This is a genomic window from Stenotrophomonas sp. PI_27, from assembly GCF_027854495.1.
GTDB lineage: Bacteria > Pseudomonadota > Gammaproteobacteria > Xanthomonadales > Xanthomonadaceae > Stenotrophomonas > Stenotrophomonas pavanii.
Genome location: NZ_JAJNOF010000006.1, coordinates 41,003 through 59,057, shown reverse-complemented (window position 1 = coordinate 59,057; position 18,055 = coordinate 41,003). Strand labels below are relative to the sequence as shown.

At 67.9% G+C, this 18,055-nt stretch carries 15 protein-coding genes; 6 read left to right on the top strand and 9 right to left on the bottom strand.

Translation table 11 applies throughout. The annotated features are described in order from the left end of the window. Positions 1-165 precede the first annotated feature (165 nt). From LRM18_RS09580 to lpxH, 3 genes are all read left to right on the top strand, one after another. Positions 166-1,311 (top strand): glycosyltransferase family 1 protein, encoded by a 1,146-nt coding sequence (locus LRM18_RS09580; RefSeq protein ID WP_270953946.1) that lies wholly within the window; start codon positions 166-168, stop codon positions 1,309-1,311. Continuing rightward, positions 1,292-1,831 carry a phosphatase PAP2 family protein gene (locus tag LRM18_RS09575; protein WP_064237740.1) on the top strand — a complete coding sequence of 180 codons (540 nt, stop codon included), beginning with the start codon at positions 1,292-1,294 and terminating at the stop codon, positions 1,829-1,831. The genes LRM18_RS09580 and LRM18_RS09575 overlap by 20 nt, the downstream gene beginning before the upstream one ends. A gap of 91 nt (positions 1,832-1,922) precedes the next feature. Next, positions 1,923-2,669, top strand: coding sequence for a UDP-2,3-diacylglucosamine diphosphatase (lpxH, locus tag LRM18_RS09570; protein WP_049468174.1), 747 nt, complete (start codon positions 1,923-1,925; stop codon positions 2,667-2,669). Between the two features lie 54 nt (positions 2,670-2,723). Here the strand turns inward: lpxH and LRM18_RS09565 are convergent, their stop codons facing one another. Next, a complete protein-coding gene (locus tag LRM18_RS09565; protein WP_049468176.1) occupies positions 2,724-3,977 on the bottom strand; it encodes a zinc-dependent metalloprotease in 1,254 nt (417 codons plus the stop codon). A 225-nt stretch (positions 3,978-4,202) separates the two neighbouring features. Here LRM18_RS09565 and LRM18_RS09560 point away from each other — a divergent pair, with 225 nt between their 5' ends. Then, positions 4,203-5,660: a DUF2235 domain-containing protein gene (locus LRM18_RS09560; protein ID WP_270953942.1), complete on the top strand. Its 1,458-nt coding sequence runs from the start codon at positions 4,203-4,205 to the stop codon at positions 5,658-5,660. Positions 5,661-5,727: 67 nt separating this feature from the next. Here the strand turns inward: LRM18_RS09560 and LRM18_RS09555 are convergent, their stop codons facing one another. The 7 genes from LRM18_RS09555 to LRM18_RS09525 form a co-directional block, all read right to left on the bottom strand. Next, the gene (locus LRM18_RS09555) at positions 5,728-6,552 is read right to left on the bottom strand and encodes a ferritin-like domain-containing protein (RefSeq protein WP_103283140.1); all 825 of its coding nucleotides are present in this window, start codon (positions 6,550-6,552) and stop codon (positions 5,728-5,730) included. A gap of 9 nt (positions 6,553-6,561) precedes the next feature. Further along, the gene (gene purF, locus LRM18_RS09550; RefSeq protein ID WP_270953939.1) at positions 6,562-8,028 is read right to left on the bottom strand and encodes an amidophosphoribosyltransferase; all 1,467 of its coding nucleotides are present in this window, start codon (positions 8,026-8,028) and stop codon (positions 6,562-6,564) included. Between the two features lie 30 nt (positions 8,029-8,058). Beyond that, a complete protein-coding gene (locus LRM18_RS09545) occupies positions 8,059-8,838 on the bottom strand; it encodes a CvpA family protein (protein WP_057495134.1) in 780 nt (259 codons plus the stop codon). Between the two features lie 46 nt (positions 8,839-8,884). After that, on the bottom strand, positions 8,885-9,931 hold the full coding sequence (locus tag LRM18_RS09540; protein WP_270953936.1) for an SPOR domain-containing protein: 1,047 nt from the start codon (positions 9,929-9,931) through the stop codon (positions 8,885-8,887). A gap of 81 nt (positions 9,932-10,012) precedes the next feature. Continuing rightward, the gene (folC, locus tag LRM18_RS09535) at positions 10,013-11,284 is read right to left on the bottom strand and encodes a bifunctional tetrahydrofolate synthase/dihydrofolate synthase (protein ID WP_270953934.1); all 1,272 of its coding nucleotides are present in this window, start codon (positions 11,282-11,284) and stop codon (positions 10,013-10,015) included. Between the two features lie 41 nt (positions 11,285-11,325). Next, the gene (locus LRM18_RS09530; protein ID WP_049465896.1) at positions 11,326-11,970 is read right to left on the bottom strand and encodes a histidine phosphatase family protein; all 645 of its coding nucleotides are present in this window, start codon (positions 11,968-11,970) and stop codon (positions 11,326-11,328) included. A 238-nt stretch (positions 11,971-12,208) separates the two neighbouring features. Further along, positions 12,209-14,371: a S46 family peptidase gene (locus tag LRM18_RS09525; protein WP_053462263.1), complete on the bottom strand. Its 2,163-nt coding sequence runs from the start codon at positions 14,369-14,371 to the stop codon at positions 12,209-12,211. Positions 14,372-14,770: 399 nt separating this feature from the next. Here LRM18_RS09525 and tdh point away from each other — a divergent pair, with 399 nt between their 5' ends. After that, positions 14,771-15,793, top strand: coding sequence for an L-threonine 3-dehydrogenase (tdh, locus tag LRM18_RS09520; RefSeq protein WP_049468340.1), 1,023 nt, complete (start codon positions 14,771-14,773; stop codon positions 15,791-15,793). Positions 15,794-15,925: 132 nt separating this feature from the next. Here tdh and LRM18_RS09515 read toward each other — a convergent pair whose 3' ends face one another. Next, positions 15,926-16,618, bottom strand: a complete 693-nt coding sequence (locus tag LRM18_RS09515; protein ID WP_270953931.1) for a TorF family putative porin — start codon at positions 16,616-16,618, stop codon at positions 15,926-15,928. A 196-nt stretch (positions 16,619-16,814) separates the two neighbouring features. Between LRM18_RS09515 and kbl the strand changes: the two genes are divergently transcribed. Then, complete coding sequence (gene kbl, locus LRM18_RS09510; protein ID WP_049468337.1) at positions 16,815-18,023, top strand: glycine C-acetyltransferase; 1,209 nt, start codon at positions 16,815-16,817, stop codon at positions 18,021-18,023. Positions 18,024-18,055: the final 32 nt, after the last annotated feature.

Here is an 18,055-nt window from a genome sequence, read left to right as displayed (position 1 = left end):
TCGCGCTGTAACGGAAGCATGACGACCACGGCCCTTCGGGGCCGTGGTTTTTTATGGGCCGCAGCGCCCATGCGGTGGCCGGCGCCGCCGTCATCTGATGGTCGCAAAGCGGTCATGTCGGCTACATCGCCAGGCCCGAGCATGCCCGAAACCGGGAGGCCCGCCATGCGCTATGCCATCGTCACCGAGACCTATCCGCCGGAAGTGAACGGCGTCGCTCTCACCGTACAGGGCCTGGAGCAGGGTCTGCGTGCAGCCGGCCACGAGATCGACCTGGTCCGCCCCCGCCAGTCCAGCGAAGCGCTGGACTCGGCACCCGGCACCTTGCTGGTTCCCGGCGCCGCGCTGCCGCGCTACCCCGGACTACGCTTCGGCCTGCCGGCCCCGATCCGGCTGGGCCGCCATTGGCAGAAACAACGCCCGGATGCGGTGTACATCGCCACCGAAGGACCGCTGGGCTGGTCGGCACTGCGCACCGCGCGCCGCCTCTGCATTCCGGTCGCCAGCGGTTTCCACACGCGCTTCGACGAATACCTGCCCGACTACGGCGTGGCGTGGCTGCAGGCCGCGGCCATGCGCTGGATGCGCCGCTTCCACAACCAGGCCGACGCCACCCTGGTGCCGACCCGCGAGCTGCAGCAGTTCCTCGGCGAACAGGGCTTCGAGCGCGTGCGCCTGCTGGCCCGCGCGGTGGACAGCCAGCAGTTCGATCCGGGCAGGCGCGATCCCGCGCTGCGCGAGGAATGGGGCGTGGATGGCAACGGCCTGGTGGCGATCTATGTCGGCCGCATCGCTGCCGAAAAGAACCTCGGCCTGGCAGTGAAGGCGTTCCGCCGGCTGCAGCAGATCCGGCCCAAGGCACGCTTCGTGTGGGTCGGAGATGGCCCGGCCCGCGAAAAACTGGCACATGAAAACCCCGACTTCATCTTCTGTGGCATCCAGCGCGGCGATGCGCTGGCCCGGCACTTCGCCAGCGGCGATCTGTTCCTGTTCCCCAGCCGCAGCGAGACGTTCGGCAACGTGACCCTGGAAAGCATGGCCAGCGGTGTGGCCACCGTGGCCTTCGACTACGGCGCCGCGCGCGAGTACCTGCGCAATGGCGAGAACGGCGCAGCCGTGGACAGCGACGAGCAGTTCATCGATGCCGCCGTGCGACTGGCCGCCGATGACGCGCAACGCCGCGAACTGGGCGGCAATGCCGCACGCGCGATGAAGCGACTGCATCCACAGCAGGTGGTGGCCGAGTTCGATGCACTGCTGGCCGAACTGGCACAGTCGCGGAGGAACGGCCATGCGCACTACGCCGCTTGAGCTGCTGGCCGGGCGCGAAGCACGCTGGTGCCGGCGCGCAAACCACTACTGCCGGCGGCGGCGCGTGCGTCGCCTGTTCGCAGTCATCAGCCGGCTCGGCGATGGCGTGTTCTGGTACGTGCTGATGGCCGCGCTGGTGATGCTGGACGGCTTCGACGGCCTGCGCGCCTCGGTGCACATGGCCGCCACGGGCCTGGCCGCGCTGCTGATGTACAAGGGCCTCAAGCGCTGGACCCGGCGCCCGCGGCCCTACGCGGCCGACCTGCGCATCCGCGCCTGGGTAGCGCCGCTGGACGAGTTCAGTTTTCCCTCCGGGCACACCCTGCACGCGGTGTCGTTCACCATCGTGGCACTGGCCTACTACCCGTGGCTGGCACCGCTGCTGGTGCCGTTCACCTGTGGCGTTGCGCTGTCGCGGGTGGTCCTGGGCCTGCACTATCCTTCCGATGTGCTGGCCGCCACCGCCATCGCCATCGTGCTGGCCTCGGCCAGCCTGACCTGGTTGCCACTGCCGGTGTAAACCGGGGTCAGATCCCTGTTCCCCCGGTGAGGGATCTGAGCCCACGATGCCGGCGGCGCTACCGTCCTCCTTGATGGCCTAGAATGCGGCCATGACCACGCTGTTCATTTCCGACCTGCACCTGGACCCCAGCCGTCCGGAGATCACCGACCTGTTCCTGCGCTTCCTGCGCGAGCAGGCGCCCGGCGCCGATGCGCTGTACATCCTCGGCGACCTGTTCGAAGCCTGGATCGGCGACGACACCCCCTCGCCCGCCGCCGATGCGGTGGCCGACGCGCTGAAGGTGCTGTCCGACAGCGGCGTGCCGGTGTACTTCATCCGTGGCAACCGCGACTTCCTGCTTGGCGAGGATTACGCACGCCGCGCCGGCCTGCGCATCCTGCCCGACCCCTGCGTGATCGAGCTGTACGGCCGCCCGGTGCTGCTGCAGCACGGTGACCTGCTATGCACCGATGACATCCCCTACCAGCAGTTCCGCGCGCAGACGCGCGACCCGGCGTTCCAGGCGCAGTTCCTGTCGCAGCCGCTGGCCGCACGCATCGCCTTCGCGCAGAAGGCGCGCGAAGCCAGCCAGGCCCGCCAGTCGGAAATGAAGCAGGGCGATCGCGCGCAGTTCGAGACTGTCACCGACGTGGCCCCGTCCGAAGTCGATGCCACCTTCGTGCGCCACGGCGTGGACACCATGATCCATGGCCATACCCACCGCCCGGCCATCCACACGCTGCAGGCCGGCGGCCGCGACCGCACCCGCATCGTGCTCGGCGACTGGTACGAACAGGGTTCGGTGCTGCGCGTGGACGCCCATGGCTGGTCGCTGGATACCCTGCCCCGCGGGTAATTCCCGCCGGCAGGAAATCCGCGGCCGCACAAGGCGGCCGCGGACAGTACGGACTCAGCGGAAGGCCGCGATGGTGGCCTTGGTGTTGACCAGCACGCGCTGGTTGTCGGCGGTACTGGCATTGCCCATCGGGATGCCGTTGTAGCTGATGTTCGGGTTGGACCAGTAGTTCAGGCGCGGGCAGCTGCGGGTGCAATTGTAGGCCATGATCGTGCGCCAGCCGGTGCCGGTGGCCGGCTCGTAGCGGTAGCCATGCCCATAGGCATAGGGCGAGGTGCTCGAGTCGGTGGCGATGTCATGCCGTGCACTCTGCAGGTGGCCGATCTCGTGCGCGAACGAGTAGTAGCCGGTCGCGCAATCCCAGTACACCGCCGCGAACGCGGTCGATGCCGTCGAGCCGATGCCGGAGGCCAGCCCGCAGTAGGCCGTGTTGTTGATCAGCAGCACGCCCACGTCGGCGGCGGTGTTGTTGCGGCTGGTATGGATGCTGTCCATGTAACCGTCGCTGGTGCCGCGGAAGCGCGCCAGGTCGGTATCGAAGCTGCCCGACTCGGTGTAGCTGGTGGTCTCGTAGCCGGCCAGCTGCATGGTGATGCCGACGTTGCTGTTGACATAGCCCTGGTTGGACTCGGCCACCGCCAGCTGCACCAGTGACTGCATGTTGCCGCCGTAGGCGGTGACGGCGGCATTGGTCGCCACCACCAGCACGCGGATGGTGGCCGGCGTGCCCGACGACGCCTGCGCGATGCCGATGCGATCGTTGTTGCCCATCGGGATCTTCGGCAGCTGGTTGTAGTCGGCCGGATGGTCGGCCGGCATCCGCGATTCATCCACTTCCACCAGCACGTGGCGGTTGCCCAGCGGGCGCAGGCGGTACAGCTTGCCGTCCTTGCGGATCGAACCGGTGATGGTGTTGCCCGAGCGCACCAGGATCAGCGAATTGCCGGGATCGTCCTGCCCGGTGGACGTCGCTGCGGTCAGCTTGTCCGAGGGCGAACGGAACTGGCCATACCAGATGCTGCCGCCGTCGGGCAGCGCCTCGACCTTGCTGCGTACCGCCTGCACGCGCTGGCCGAGCAGTTCGAATTCCAGCTGCGGCTGTGCAGTCGCGGCTGCATCAACGCGCACTTCCTGTACCGTCGCGGTGGACGGGGTGGCCAGCAGCTTTCCCAGCGCCGGCTCACTGCTTGCCGATGCCCGGCTGATGACCGTCACCGGCTCGAACAACGGTGCCGCCTGCGCGGCCGCTGCGACCGACAAACCCAACACCAGGCCACCTGCCGCTTTACCAATCGATCTGGACAACATTGCGTCGCTCCTTGAATGATGTGAACAGCGTTGATGCAGCACGACCCGGTTTGCCGGGTTTGGCCATATGGCCTGCGCGGGTCGCGTGAATTCAATAGGCGCGAGGAATGAAAGTCAGGATTTGTGATCCACCGCAGCTGCGTTCAGTCAGGTCAAAAGCGTCACTACACTTCGCCAATACACCGCTTTCGCGCTACCGTGACGCGGCCACCACGGGAAATACACATGGCACCCTCGCAGGACACGGACGAAGATGTCGGCTTGCTGCGGATCGGCCTGTTCTTCGATGGCACCCGCAACAACGCACACAACCTGGCGCGTGGCCGACCACGGCCGCCCCAGCCGCGCCCGGCGCAGCTGCGTGCGGATGACGATTCGACCTACCAGAGCCGGCTGACCAGCAGCTACGACAACGGGCCGACCAACATCGCGCGCCTGCAGCAGCTGTACCCGGACAGCCGCACCGGCACCTCCGCTTCTCCCTCGTTGTCGATCTACGTCGAAGGTGTCGGCACCCGCGATGACGCCGACGACGATCTGATCGGACTGGCGTTCGGCATCGGCGCCAGCGGTGTGCGTGCCAAAGTGCAGCGTGCACTGCAGGTGCTGCTGCCGGCTGCGCTGAGCGCGCTCGCGGCACGCTGGCGGCAGCCGCTGCGACGCGTGCAGCTGGATCTGTTCGGCTTCTCGCGCGGTGCAGCGGCCGCGCGTGACGTTGCCAACCAGGTGCAGGCCTGGGATGGCGCGCACTGGCGCCAGCTGCTGCAGGGCGCCGGCCTGGCGTGCACTGCGGACTTCGATCGCGCCGATCCGGTGCTGCGCTTCATCGGCCTGTTCGACACCGTGGTGGCGGTCAACGGCGGGCGTGCCGATGAACAGCCCCGCGTCGCGCTGCGGCCCGGCGTTGCCAGGCAGGTGCTGCAGCTGTGTGCGCGCGACGAGCACCGCCAGCACTATCCGCTCACCAGCGTCGCGCCGCCCTTTGCCGAGATCGCGCTGCCTGGCGCGCACGCCAACATCGGCGGCGGCTACAACCAGCTCGACGAAGGGCCCAAACTGCTCAGCCGTCCGCGCCGGCAGATGCTGCGCCGCGCGGGCGTGGCCGACTACCAGACGCCAGCGCTGGCGGTCCTGCAGGCGACCACCGCCTACGCCGAGGCACAGGCCGACGCCGAGCGCTGGCGGCAGCAGCTGGGCGTGGACGAAAAGGAAGTGTGGGTGGATGTCTGGCACCAGTGGCAGCAGCAGCGCCGCGCCGGCAGCCGCAGCGTGCTGCTGTCACCGGTGCTGTACGTGACGGCCGCCGTGGTACTGCGGCGGCGCATCGACTGGCGCTACCAGCTGATCGCGCTCCAGGTGATGCAGCAGCATGCCATCGATGCCGGCGTGACCTGGCGCGCCAGCGCTGCCGGGGTTCCCGGCTGGGAACTGCCGTCGGCCCTTCAACCGATCGCACGGCGGCTGGTGGCCGGCCAGGCGTTGACCCAGCCCCAGGAGGCACTGTTGCGGCGCCGCTACCTGATGCAGTCGGCGCACTGGAATTTCGACGCGCTGGGCGACACCGCCCTGACCTATGCCGCCGACGCCGGTGTCAGCGAGCTGCCGTATCGGCCCGGCCCCGGCCTGTTCTACATCAACCGGCCCACCGTGGATGGCAAGCGCGTGGTGCTGCCCAACGCATGAAAAAGGGGACGGAGGGAATTAAGTCGTTTGTGCCACAAACGACTTAATTCCCTCCGTCCCCTTTTCTTCAACCGGCCTGTTCGACCAGGTTGGCCAGCTCATCGGCGTCGAAGCCGGCCAGCAGGCGCGCTTCGATGTTGAACGGCCCGTGCAGGTAGCCGCCGGCGTATTCCACCAGCAGCGCCTTGAACCGTGCACGCGGTTCAACGCCGGCGCGGTCGCAGTACCAGCGGTACCAGCGCGAACCGGCGGCAACATGCGCCACTTCCTCGCGCAGGATCACTTCCAGTACGTCGGCGGTTTCGCCATCACCGACGTTGCGCAGCTTCTCGATCATGCCCGGGGTGACGTCCAGGCCGCGCGCTTCCAGCACGCGCGGGACCAGCGCCATGCGCGCCAGGCCGTCATGCGCGGTCTTTTCGCACATTTCCCACAGGCCGTTGTGCGCGGGGAAATCAGCGTAGTCGTGGCCGTGCGCCTGCAGGCGCTCGCGCAGCAGCATGAAGTGCCGTGATTCGTCGTCGGCACAGCTGACCCAGTCGGCATGGAACGCCGCTGGCAGACCGCGGAAGCGGTACACCGCGTCCCAGGCCAGGTCGATCGCATTGAGTTCGATGTGGGCGATGGCGTGGATGAAGGCCGCTCGCCCTTCCACGCCGCCCAGTCCACGCCGCGGCACGTCGCGCGGATGCACCAGCACCAGCTGCGCCGGCCGGCCGGGCATGCGGATCGGTTCCGGCGGCGGCGCATCGGCGGCCACCTTCAGGCGGCCGGCACGGAACGCGGCGGCATAGGCCTGGGTCAGCGCGACCTTGCGCAGCGGGTCGGCCTCGGCCAGGCACTGCTGCGCCGCGCGCAGCAGGTCACCTCCGGCATCGGGCACCGCGACCACGCCTGGACCTCAGGCGCGGCGCTTGTGCTTGGCATCGTCCGAACGCAGCTGCTGGATGCGCTCGAAGTAGCCTGGCTCGATACCGGTCGGGTAGTGGCCGTTGAAGCAGGACGAATCGAAACTGCGCAGCGCCGGGTTGCCCTCGCTCACCGCCGCTTCCATGTCCTCGATGTCCTGGTAGATCAGCCAGTCGCACCCCAGGTGGGCTTCGATCTCTTCCACGCTGCGGTTGTGCGCGACCAGCTCTTCAGCCGCCGGCATGTCGATGCCGTAGATGTTGGGATAGCGCACCGGCGGTGCCGCGCTGGCCAGATAGACCTTGCGCGCGCCGGCATCACGGGCCATCTGCACGATCTGCTGGCTGGTGGTGCCACGCACGATCGAGTCGTCCACCAGCAGCACCACGCGGTTGCGGAACTCCAGGTGGATCGGGTTGAGCTTGCGGCGCACCGACTTCACGCGTTCCCCCTGCCCCGGCATGATGAAGGTGCGGCCGATGTAGCGGTTCTTGATGAAGCCTTCGCGGTACTTCACCCCGAGCACGTTGGAAATCTCCAGCGCGGCGTCGCGCGAGGTATCCGGGATCGGGATGATGGTGTCGATGTCGTGGTCCGGGCGCAGGCGCAGGATCTTCTCGCCGAGCTTGATGCCCATGCGCATGCGCGCCTTGTGCACCGAGACGTTGTCGATCATCGAGTCCGGGCGCGCGAAGTACACGTACTCGAAGATGCACGGAGTGTGCTCGACCGGCTCGGCGCAGATCTCCGAGAACAGCTCGCCGCGTGCAGTGATCACCAGCGCTTCGCCCGGCTGCACGTCACGCACGCGCTGGAAGCCCAGCACGTCCAGCGCGGCCGACTCGGACGCCACGATGTACTCGTCGCCCTCGACATGGCTGCGCTTGCCCAGCACCAGCGGACGGATGCCATGCGGGTCGCGGAAGGCGACCAGGCCCAGGCCCAGCACCACGCTGACCACCGCATAGCCGCCCTTGCAGCGCCGATGCACGCCGGCCACCGCGCGGATCGCGGCTTCCGGGCTGAGCTGGCGCTGCTGCTCCAGTTCGTAGGCGAACACGTTCAGCAGCACTTCGCTGTCCGAATCGGTGTTGACGTTGCGGCGGTCCTGTTCGAACACCTGCTGGCGCAGCGCCTCGGTGTTGATCAGGTTGCCGTTGTGGGCCAGCGCGATGCCGTACGGCGAATTGACGTAGAACGGCTGTGCCTCGTCCATGCCTTCCGAGCCCGCGGTCGGGTAACGCACGTGGGCGATGCCGACGCTGCCTTCCAGGGTGGACATGGTGCGGGCGTCGAACACATCGCGGACCAGCCCGGTGGCCTTCTGCACGCGCAGGCGGCTGCCACTGGCGGTGGCGATGCCCGCCGCGTCCTGGCCGCGGTGCTGGAGAACGGTCAAGCCGTCATACAACTGCCCGGCGACGTTCTGGTTGCCGACGATTCCGACGATGCCACACATGGTGCGAGGTCTCCGCTGGGTTGTGCCCAGTTACAAGGAAGGTGGCCGTACCTGGCCGCGGTGGTCGCCGCGCCTGCGGTCGACGTTGGCCGGATCGCCCGGCTCGATACTGTCCGGCAGTGCTGGGGCGTCCGGGCGCACTTCGGCCGGATCGTATGCATCGCCCTGTTCCGCTTTCGCGGGCCGCAGCCATCCGCCGCCCGCCACTACCTGGTTGAGGATGCCATTATCGCCTGCCTCGCCCGGCTTTCCCAACCCGGCGCCCGCGTTCTTCCCCAACTCCATCAGTGCAGATGGGGACAGCATGTCGGTGGGCAAGGCCTTGGGCAGCATATCGGCGCCGGGCACCTGCCAGTGCGGCAGCTTGCCGTTCATCCAAGCCACGGCCGGATTCAGCACCGGGCGTACCGCCGAACGCTTCCAGGACGGCTCGGCGGTCAGCGGCGTGAAACCCGCCAGCAATACCAGGATCGCCGCGATCAGGCCGCCGCGCACGGCGCCCAGCACGCCGCCCAGCAGGCGGTCCAGGCTGGTCAGCATGCTGCGGTGGATCATCGCCTTGATGACCATGCCGATCACCGCGACCACGATCATCACGCCGATGCCCACGCCCAGGTAGCCGCCGACGAAGTGCTCGCCGCCGGGCGCGGCCGGGGCCGCCCACCAGCGCGCGGCGTCGTTGCCGAAGGCGAAGGCCGCCCATGCGGCCAGCAGCCACGACAGCGTGCCGATGACGATGCCAACAAAGCCGCGCAGCATCCCCAACAGGGTCGAGGCGGCGATCACGATGAGCAGCACCACGTCGATCATGGCGCCCCGCTCCTTCGGCGGCGCTGGCAACGGGCCTGCGCGTCGGTCATGGGTGCGGTCGGACCATGCCGGCGACGCCGACCTTGGCAGCGACCTGCGCCTTCAGCTGTTCGGCATCCGCGCGGTTGGCCACCGGACCCACGCGGACGCGATGCAGGGTGCCCTTTTCGGTGCGCACCTGCTCGACGAACGCACTGAAGCCGGCGGCACGGACCTTGTCGCGCAGCGCAGCGGCATCGCTGGCCTGGCCGAATGCGCCCAGCTGCACGGCGAAGCCGACGCCACTGGCCGCCGGTGCGGCCGGCGTGGCCGGCGCCGTGGCCGGCTTGCTGGCGGTGGCCTCCGGCTTCGCTTCCGGCTTGGCCTCAGGCTTCGGGGCCTCAGGCTTCGGCGCCGGCTTGGCCGGCTCCGGCTTGGTGGCCGGAGGCGTGGCCACGGTCGCCGTGCTCGGCGGCAGGCTTTCGCTGCGCACCGGGTTGCTGGTGGCCGACGGGCTGGTCGCTGCGGCCGGTGTGCTGGCCGCCGGTGCCGGTGTGGCAGCGACCGCGGCACTGTTGCCTGCGGCCGCATCCAGCGTGATGACTTCGGCCTTCACGTCGGCGCGGATCTTCACTGCCTGCAGGCGGGCGGCCTCGGCCTGGGCACGGTCGGCATACGGCCCGACGCGCACGCGCCACGCCTGGCGCCCGCTGATGGTGGTCGCTTCTGCGAAGCCCGGCAGCTGCGAGCGCTGCAGGTAGGCGATCACCGCATCGGCGTCGGCCTTGCTGCCGTATGCGCCAAAGGTGACCGCGAAGTTGCCCGCGGCAACGGCCGGGGAGGTGTCCACGGTCGGCGGCGTGGCCGGCGCGGCCGCTTCCTGCAGTGGCTTGGCCTGCCCGGTCTGCAGCCCGGTGGCGCCACCGGCCGGGGCGACCAGCGGCAGCTCGCGGGTCTCGAACTGGCCATCGGCCGGCGCATCCGGCGCGGCGATCGGCACCGAGGCCACGCCACTGTCCGGTGCCGGACCCTTGACCAGCATCGGCAGGAAAATCACGGCCAGCGCCACCAGCACGATGGCACCAATCAGACGCTGTTTCAGAGGCGTATCCACGTGAGGCAGGCAACGGTCCGGAGATTGCCGTCGATTATACGGGTGCCGGACCGGCCGGCGTCGGCATTGGCTGAACGCGGATCAGGCGGCGCCCTGCAGCCAGCGCAGCGCGGCCGCAGCGGTATGGAACGAGCCGAAGACCAGGACGCGGTCGCCGCGCCCGGCCTCGGCCAGGACCTGGGCCAGTGCCTGTTCGACGGAACCGGCCAGCTGCGCACCGGCGGCTGCGGTGCCGGCCAGGCGCGCCTGCAGCTGCGCCGCGCTCTGCCCACGCGGGCCGTCCAGGCCGGCCAACGTCCACGCGCCCACGACGTCCTGCAGCGCCTGCACCACGCCCGCCGCGTCCTTGTCCTGCAGCGCGGCGTACACCGCCAGCGTGCGCCCGGCCGACACATCGGCCTTCAATGCGCGTGCCAGCTGACCGGCGGCCTGCGGGTTGTGGCCGACATCGACGCGGATCTGCACACCGTCGCGCTCGAACGCCTGCAGGCGGCCGGAGATCCGCGCCGCCGCTATACCGGCCGCCCACGCCGCACGCGGCACCGGCTTGTCCAGCGCGCGCAGCGCGGCGATGGCGGCACCGGCGTTGGCCAGCTGGATCGGGCCGGCCAGGGCCGGGGTCGGCAGTTCCATGCGCAGGCCGACATCGCGCCAGCGCCAGCGCTGGGCATCGATCGGCTCGTAGAAGTAATCGCTGCCGCCGCGGATCGCATTGGCGCCGACCAGGTAGGCGCGGCGCAGCACGCTCGACGGCGGGTCGGTTTCACCCAGGATCACCGGTTTCCAGCCACGGATGATGCCGGCCTTCTCGGTGCCGATCGCTTCGCGGTCCTCGCCCAGCCACTCGGCATGGTCGATGTCCACGGTGGTGATCACCGCCACGTCGGCGTCGACGATGTTGACCGCATCCAGGCGACCGCCCAGGCCCACTTCCAGCACCGCCAGGTCCAGCCCGGCGTCGGCGAACAGGTGCAGGGCGGCCAGCGTGCCGTACTCGAAATAGGTCAGCGTGGTCTGGCCACGCGCGGCCTCGACCGCATTGAACGCAGCGACCAGCGCCGCATCGTCCACGTCCTGGCCGTCGATGCGCACGCGCTCGTTGTAGCGCAGCAGGTGCGGCGAGGTGTACGCGCCGACCTTCCAGCCGGCGGCGCGTGCAATGGCTTCGATGAAGGCCACGGTCGAGCCCTTGCCGTTGGTGCCACCGACCACGATGGTGCGCTTGGCCGGCGCCCCCAGGCCCATCGTCGTGGCCACGGCGCGCACGCGCTCCAGGCCCATGTCGATGCTCGCCGGATGCTGGCGTTCAATGTAGTCCAGCCAGTCGGCCAGGGTGGTCGGGGTGTTCGTCACGGCAGCGGTTCCAGCAGAAGCAGTTGATGCAGGGGGATGGATCAGAGAGCGCGATGCTTGGCTTCGCCGAAGAATGGCGTGTGGTGGGCGCAGTCGTTCAGGCGCACCACTTCCAGGCTGTCCAGGTCGGCGCCTTCGAGCAGGTTGAGCGTGGTCGGTGCCTGGCGGAAGGTCCACAGCCGGGAAATCGGCAGCCCCAGCACCTTGCACAGGATCACGCGGTTCACCGCGTCGTGGGCGACCACCAGCAGGGTGTCGTGCTCACCAAGGCCTTCGGTGGCGCGGGCCAGGCCGCGCCAGCTGCGCTCCAGCACCAGGCGCAGCGACTCGCCGCCGGGCATCAGCACGGTATCCGGTTCCTCGCGCCACGCTTTCAGGCGTGAGGGATCCTTCTCATGGATCTCACTGGCCAGCAGCCCTTCCCATTCGCCGTGGGCGATTTCCTGCAGTTCCGGTTCGGTCTGCAGCATCCCGGCACGGGCGGCGCCGAGCGCCAGCTGCGCGGTGCGCTGCGCGCGTGACAGCGGCGAGGCGACGGCACGGGTGATGTCCACCGAGGCCAGGCGCGCGCCGAGGGCCTGGGCCTGGGCTTCGCCGATCGGCGAAAGCGGGATGTCGATCTGGCCCTGGTAGCGGCCTTCGGCGTTCCACGGCGTTTCGCCGTGGCGGGCAAGCAGGATGCGCATGCGTGCAAGGGGTCCTGGGGGAGGAAGTTCCGCGTTTCGTTCACATCCTGTGAAGTGCGCGGAACAGGGATGATACCTGTTCGGCGCGCCGGGCCGGGCCGGGCATGAAAAAACCCCGCGACGTGGGTCGCGGGGTTTCGGAATCGCGGACGGCGCGCCGGGCAGCAGATCCACGCCATGCGCGGATGCACCGCCCGGCAGTGTCTGCAGGCGTTGCCGGCCAGCGACCGGCACTACCTCACTTGGCCAGGTTCAGTTCCTTCAACAGCTGCGGCGCCGGCGCCACTTCCTGCATGATCCACTGCATGTAGCGGCTGTCGACGGCGATCATGCGGGTCATCACCGGGTCGAATACCCAGTTGGAGCTGACCGATTCCCAGTTGCCATCGAAGGCCAGGCCGACCAGCTTGCCGTTGGCATCCAGCACCGGCGAACCCGAGTTGCCGCCGGTGATGTCCAGGTTGGACAGGAAGTTCACCGGCACCGAACCAATGCGCTTGTCTTCCAGGCCGCCGTAACGCTTGGCCTTGACCGCATCGAGCAGCGCCTTCGGCGAATCGAACGGATCTTCACCGGTTTCCTTCGCTGCCACGCCTTCCAGGGTGGTGAACGGGGTGTACTTCACGCCGTCCTTGCCATACCCCATGACGTTGCCGAAGGTGATGCGCAGCGACAGGTTGGCGTCCGGGTAGACGAATTCACCCTGGCTCTTCTTGTAGTCGGCCACGGCCTGCAGGTACAGCGGGCGCGCGGTCAGCGACTCGCCTTCGCGGATCTTCTTCTGCTCTTCCTGCTTCAGCAGTGCCGGCATGACAGCCACGGCGTACTGGATGGCCGGATCGCTGCTGGCTTCAAACGCGGCACGGTCGGCCTTGAACCACTTCAGGCGTGCATCCAGGCTGCCCAGCTCGGTGCCCGACAGCTTGGCCACCAGCGACTTCACCGCAGCGGCATCGCTGCCGGCCAGCCACTTGTTCAGCACTTCATTGTCGCGCTGCGCGGCCGGCAGGGCCACGTACTGCTCCAGCCAGTAGGCCTGCAGCTGCTGGTCCATCTTCGCCACGTAGCGGCGGTCCATCTGCTTCAGGCCGCCTTCGATGGTGGTCAGGTCACGTTCCTGGTAACCGGCTTCGCGTTCGGCATCGGGCTTGCTGCGCTCGATCGACAGGCGGTACAGGGTGATCGCTGCGCCCACGGCCGAGGTATTGTTGAACTGGCCGACGAACAGGTCACGCTCGCGGGTGGCCTTGCTGGTGTCCAGGTGCTTGACCAGCTGCGCGTGTGCGGCCAGCGCCGGCTTGCCGGCCGCGCCCTGCTTCTTCAGCCATGCCAGCACGGCGGCTTCCTCGGCCTGCTTCTGGCCAGCGGCGTCGATGCGCTTGAAGCCTTCCAGCTGGCCCAGGTAGTTCTTGGCCACGTTGTTCATGCTGGCGGCAGTGGCGGCGTACTTCACCTTGACGTCGGCGTCGGCCTTGCCGGCGTCGGCGATCATCTTCAGCACCGCGTTGTAGTGCTTGGCGATGGTCGGGTAGGTGAAACTGGCGGTCTCGTTGAACTCGCCGGCCAGTGCGTAGCGGTTGGTGCGGCCCGGGTAGCCGGCCACCATCACGAAGTCGTCGGCGCCCAGCGGCTGGTCGGCGAACTTCAGGAAGTGCTTGGGCTGGTACGGCACGTTGTCGGCGGCGAAGGCGGCCGGCTTGCCGTCCTTGCCGACGTAGGCGCGGTAGAACGAGAAATCGCCGGTGTGGCGTGGCCACATCCAGTTGTCGACGTCGCCGCCGAACTTGCCGACGCTGCCCGGGGGCGCATAGACCAGGCGCACGTCCTTGATTTCCATGTTGCGGAACAGGCGGTAGGTGTTGCCGCCGGAGAAGCTGTACAGGCGGCAGCGGAAACCGGCATCGGCTTCACAGGCGGCAACCTGGGCCTTGTCGAAGGCGTCCAGCGCGCGGCTGCGGGCCAGCGGGTCGTTGCCGGCAGCGGCGATGGCGGCCTTGGCCTGGGCGGTGACGTCGGTGATCTGGTCGAGCACGAACACGCGGGCGTTCGGGCCGGCGCTCAGTTCGTCCTTCAGGGTCGGCGCATTGAAGCCGTCCTTGATCAGGTTCTTCTGCGCGGTCGAATTCAGCTGGATGGCGCCATACGCGCAATGGTGGTTGGTGACCACCAGGCCCTGCGGCGAGACGAAGCTGGCGGTGCAGCCGCCGAGGGCGACGACCGCGCCCATCGGGTCGCCGGTCAGGTTGGACAGCTGTTCCGGGGACAGCTTCAGGCCGGCCTTCTGCAGCGGGCCGGCGATTTCCGGCAGCTGCTGCGGCACCCACATGCCTTCAGCGGCATGGGCGACCTGGGCCAGGCCGAGGCTGGCGACGATGGAAAATGCAAGCAGGTTCGAGCGCATGGAGCGGCCCCTGGTAGTGGAACCCTCGATTGTAGCCCGCCGCCCTGCCCCGGCCCGAACCCCGGAAGTCATGGGCCTGCTTCTTGCTCTGCCATGCGCACGTCGGCCGCGCACATGGAATCGTCCTGAGGGGGCGTGGCCACCCTGGCCGGGACCGTTGGCGCCATGGATGGCGCCATCGAGCACCATGGATGGGCTTTTGCGTGTCCCGGCCAGGGTGACCACGCCCCCTCCCCCGGAATCAAGGAGGCGCTGCTGTTTGCAGTACGTTCGAAACGCCCGCCGGCGCACGCCTTTCGTTCCGCCAAAGCACCCGCAGCGCAACATGGGAATTCCGTCCGGCACCCTATAATCCGCGCTTTCCCCCTGATGAGTTCCACCCCGATGGCGCAGCAAACGATGAAGGCCCTGGTCAAGCGCGAAGCAGCCAAGGGCATCTGGCTGGAAGAAGTTCCGGTGCCGACCCCCGGCCCGAACGAGGTCCTGATCAAGCTGGAGAAGACCGCGATCTGCGGTACCGACCTGCACATCTACCTGTGGGACGAATGGAGCCAGCGCACCATCAAGCCGGGCCTGACCATCGGCCACGAGTTCGTCGGCCGCATCGCCGCGCTCGGCTCGGCAGTGACCGGTTATGAGATCGGCCAGCGCGTTTCGGCCGAAGGCCACATCGTGTGCGGCCATTGCCGCAACTGCCGTGGTGGCCGCCCGCACCTGTGCCCGAACACCGTCGGCATCGGTGTCAACGTCAATGGCGCCTTCGCCGAATACATGGTGATGCCGGCCAGCAACCTGTGGCCGATCCCGGACCAGATCCCGTCGGAGCTGGCCGCGTTCTTCGACCCGTATGGCAACGCCGCACACTGCGCACTGGAATTCGACGTGATCGGTGAAGACGTGCTGATCACCGGCGCCGGCCCGATCGGCATCATTGCCGCCGGCATCTGCAAGCACATCGGTGCGCGCAACGTGGTGGTGACCGACGTCAACGATTTCCGCCTGAAGCTGGCCGCCGACATGGGCGCCACCCGCGTGGTCAACGTCGCCAACCAGTCGCTGAAGGACGTGATGAAGGAGCTGCACATGGAGGGCTTCGACGTGGGCCTGGAAATGAGCGGCAACCCGCGTGCGTTCAACGACATGCTCGACTGCATGTACCACGGCGGCAAGATCGCCATGCTCGGCATCATGCCCAAGGGCGCCGGCTGCGACTGGGACAAGATCATCTTCAAGGGCCTGACCGTGCAGGGTATCTACGGCCGCAAGATGTACGAGACCTGGTACAAGATGACCCAGCTGGTGCTGTCCGGTTTCCCGCTCGGCAAGGTGATGACCCACCAGCTGTCGATCGACGAGTTCCAGAAGGGCTTCGACCTGATGGAAGAAGGCAAGGCCGGCAAGGTCGTGCTCAGCTGGAATTGATCCTCGGTTCCGCGCACGAATGGTGGGTGCCGAGCTTGCTCGGCACACCATGAAATTGAAAAAGGCGCCCGATGGGCGCCTTTTTCTGGTGTTGCCGGCCAGCGGCCGGCACTACCGGTAACGCCTGCGGCGTTACTTGCCGACGGCCACGGTCAGCAGCACGCGGCTGTGCGCCAGCTTGCCCGAGTTTTCGCGCCCGTTGCTGTCGGTGCCGTAGTAGCCGAGGCCGACATTGAACAGGCCGAACTGGCGGCTGACGCCGACGTTCCAGTCGGTGTAGTCCTTGGCCAGGCCCTTCTCGAAGCTGCTGCGGCCGACGTTGGCACTGAGGGTGAACTCCTGCGGCAGGCCCCACTGGCCGCCGACGCCGTAGTACCAGCCATCGGTGCCGCTGTTCCACTGGTCGTTGGTGTAGGCCACGGTCAGCTTGTAGGTCTCGTCCAGCGTGGTGGTGGTGATCAGCTCGTTGTAGTTCAGGTCGCTGGCACCCAGGTAGGTGTAGCGGTTCAGCAGCACGTCGAAGTTGACGCGCGGAGTGACGTCCACGCCGTAACCGATCTGGTAGTCGATCTCGGTGCTCGGGTCGCCCGGACCGAAGTCCACGCCCGAACCCCAGACACCGGCATACAGGCCGACCGGCGAGGTGTAGGTGAAGCCCGCCTGCAGGGTCGGCTTCTCGTCGGTCTGCGACACACCACGGAACAGGTAGTCCGACACCGCAGTGACGTTACAGCTGTACGGCGATTCGGTCTCCTGGGCACTGGCCGCGAACGGCGCAAGGGTCAGGGCGGCGGCAATGGCGAGGCAGGCATGGGCGTGCTTCATGAGCGTCTCCGGGGGCGGGGGGCGGGAAGGGGGCAGCAGTGAAGCCGATGCCAGACAGGCACGGTTCACGAATATTTAACCATTTGTTACTGCATTGCAACATGTGCCTGCCATGGCGGTGCCCTGCCCGCCGCGGTCGGCGAACCTCGTTGCCCGGTAGAATCGGCGGTTTCCCGTGCAGAGCCGTGCCCACGCCATGACCGACGCCTCCTCCGCCCTGACCCGCCACTATGCCGAGGAACTGGACGCCATCCGCGCCCAGGGCCTGTTCAAGTCCGAGCGGATCATCACCAGCCCGCAGTCGGCCGAGATCACCCTCGATGACGGCCGCCAGGTGCTGAACTTCTGTGCCAACAACTACCTGGGCCTGGCCGACCACCCGGACCTGATCCAGGCCGCCAAGGACGCGCTGGACACCCATGGCTTCGGCATGGCGTCAGTGCGCTTCATCTGCGGCACCCAGGACCTGCACAAGCAGCTGGAAAAGCAGATCGCCGACTTCTTCGGCAAGCAGGACACCATCCTGTACGCGGCCTGCTTCGATGCCAACGGCGGCCTGTTCGAGCCGCTGCTCGGCGAGAACGACGCCATCATTTCCGATGCACTCAACCATGCGTCGATCATCGACGGCGTGCGCCTGTGCAAGGCCAAGCGCTTCCGCTACGCCAACTGCGACATGGCCGACCTGGAAGCCCAGCTGCAGGCCGCCGATGCCGCCGGCTGCAAGACCAAGCTGATCACCACCGACGGCGTGTTCTCGATGGATGGCTTCATCGCACCGCTGGACGAGATCACCGCGCTGGCGAAGAAGTACAACGCGCTGGTGCACATCGACGAATGCCATGCCACCGGCTTCCTCGGTGCCACCGGTCGTGGCTCGGCCGAAGTGAAGGGCGTGCTGGACAGGATCGACATCATCACCGGCACCCTGGGCAAGGCCATGGGCGGCGCACTGGGCGGCTTCACCTGCGCCAGTGCCGAGGTGATCGAACTGCTGCGCCAGCGCTCGCGCCCGTACCTGTTCTCCAACTCGCTGCCGCCGCACGTGGTGGCTGCCGGCATCAAGGCGTTCGAAATGCTGGCGGCCGCCGACGACCTGCGCAGCACGCTGGCCGACAACACCGCCTACTTCCGCGAGAAGATGACCGCCGCCGGCTTCGACGTGAAGCCGGGCGTGCATCCGATCAGCCCGGTCATGCTGTACGACGCACCGCTGGCGCAGAAGTTCGCCGAGCGCCTGCTCGAGGAAGGCATCTACGCGATCGGCTTCTTCTTCCCGGTGGTGCCCAAGGGACAGGCCCGCATCCGGACCCAGATCAGCGCCGCGCACAGCCGCGAGCACCTGGATCGCGCGATCGATGCGTTCACCCGCATTGGTGTCGAGCTGGGCGTGATCAAGGGCTGATCACGCCGGGGCCGGGTCTCTTTCCACAGGAA

Excerpts from the sequence above, each read along its gene's own strand:
- LRM18_RS09515 (WP_270953931.1), bottom strand. The coding sequence starts at position 16,618 with ATGAAGCACGCCCATGCCTGCCTCGCCATTGCCGCCGCCCTGACCCTT.
- LRM18_RS09530 (WP_049465896.1), bottom strand. The coding sequence starts at position 11,970 with ATGCGCATCCTGCTTGCCCGCCACGGCGAAACGCCGTGGAACGCCGAA.
- LRM18_RS09575 (WP_064237740.1), top strand. The coding sequence starts at position 1,292 with ATGCGCACTACGCCGCTTGAGCTGCTGGCCGGGCGCGAAGCACGCTGG.
- lpxH (WP_049468174.1), top strand. The coding sequence starts at position 1,923 with ATGACCACGCTGTTCATTTCCGACCTGCACCTGGACCCCAGCCGTCCG.
- LRM18_RS09560 (WP_270953942.1), top strand. The coding sequence starts at position 4,203 with ATGGCACCCTCGCAGGACACGGACGAAGATGTCGGCTTGCTGCGGATC.
- LRM18_RS09525 (WP_053462263.1), bottom strand. The coding sequence starts at position 14,371 with ATGCGCTCGAACCTGCTTGCATTTTCCATCGTCGCCAGCCTCGGCCTG.
- purF (WP_270953939.1), bottom strand. The coding sequence starts at position 8,028 with ATGTGTGGCATCGTCGGAATCGTCGGCAACCAGAACGTCGCCGGGCAG.
- LRM18_RS09580 (WP_270953946.1), top strand. The coding sequence starts at position 166 with ATGCGCTATGCCATCGTCACCGAGACCTATCCGCCGGAAGTGAACGGC.
- tdh (WP_049468340.1), top strand. The coding sequence starts at position 14,771 with ATGAAGGCCCTGGTCAAGCGCGAAGCAGCCAAGGGCATCTGGCTGGAA.
- LRM18_RS09545 (WP_057495134.1), bottom strand. The coding sequence starts at position 8,838 with ATGATCGACGTGGTGCTGCTCATCGTGATCGCCGCCTCGACCCTGTTG.
- LRM18_RS09565 (WP_049468176.1), bottom strand. The coding sequence starts at position 3,977 with ATGTTGTCCAGATCGATTGGTAAAGCGGCAGGTGGCCTGGTGTTGGGT.
- kbl (WP_049468337.1), top strand. The coding sequence starts at position 16,815 with ATGACCGACGCCTCCTCCGCCCTGACCCGCCACTATGCCGAGGAACTG.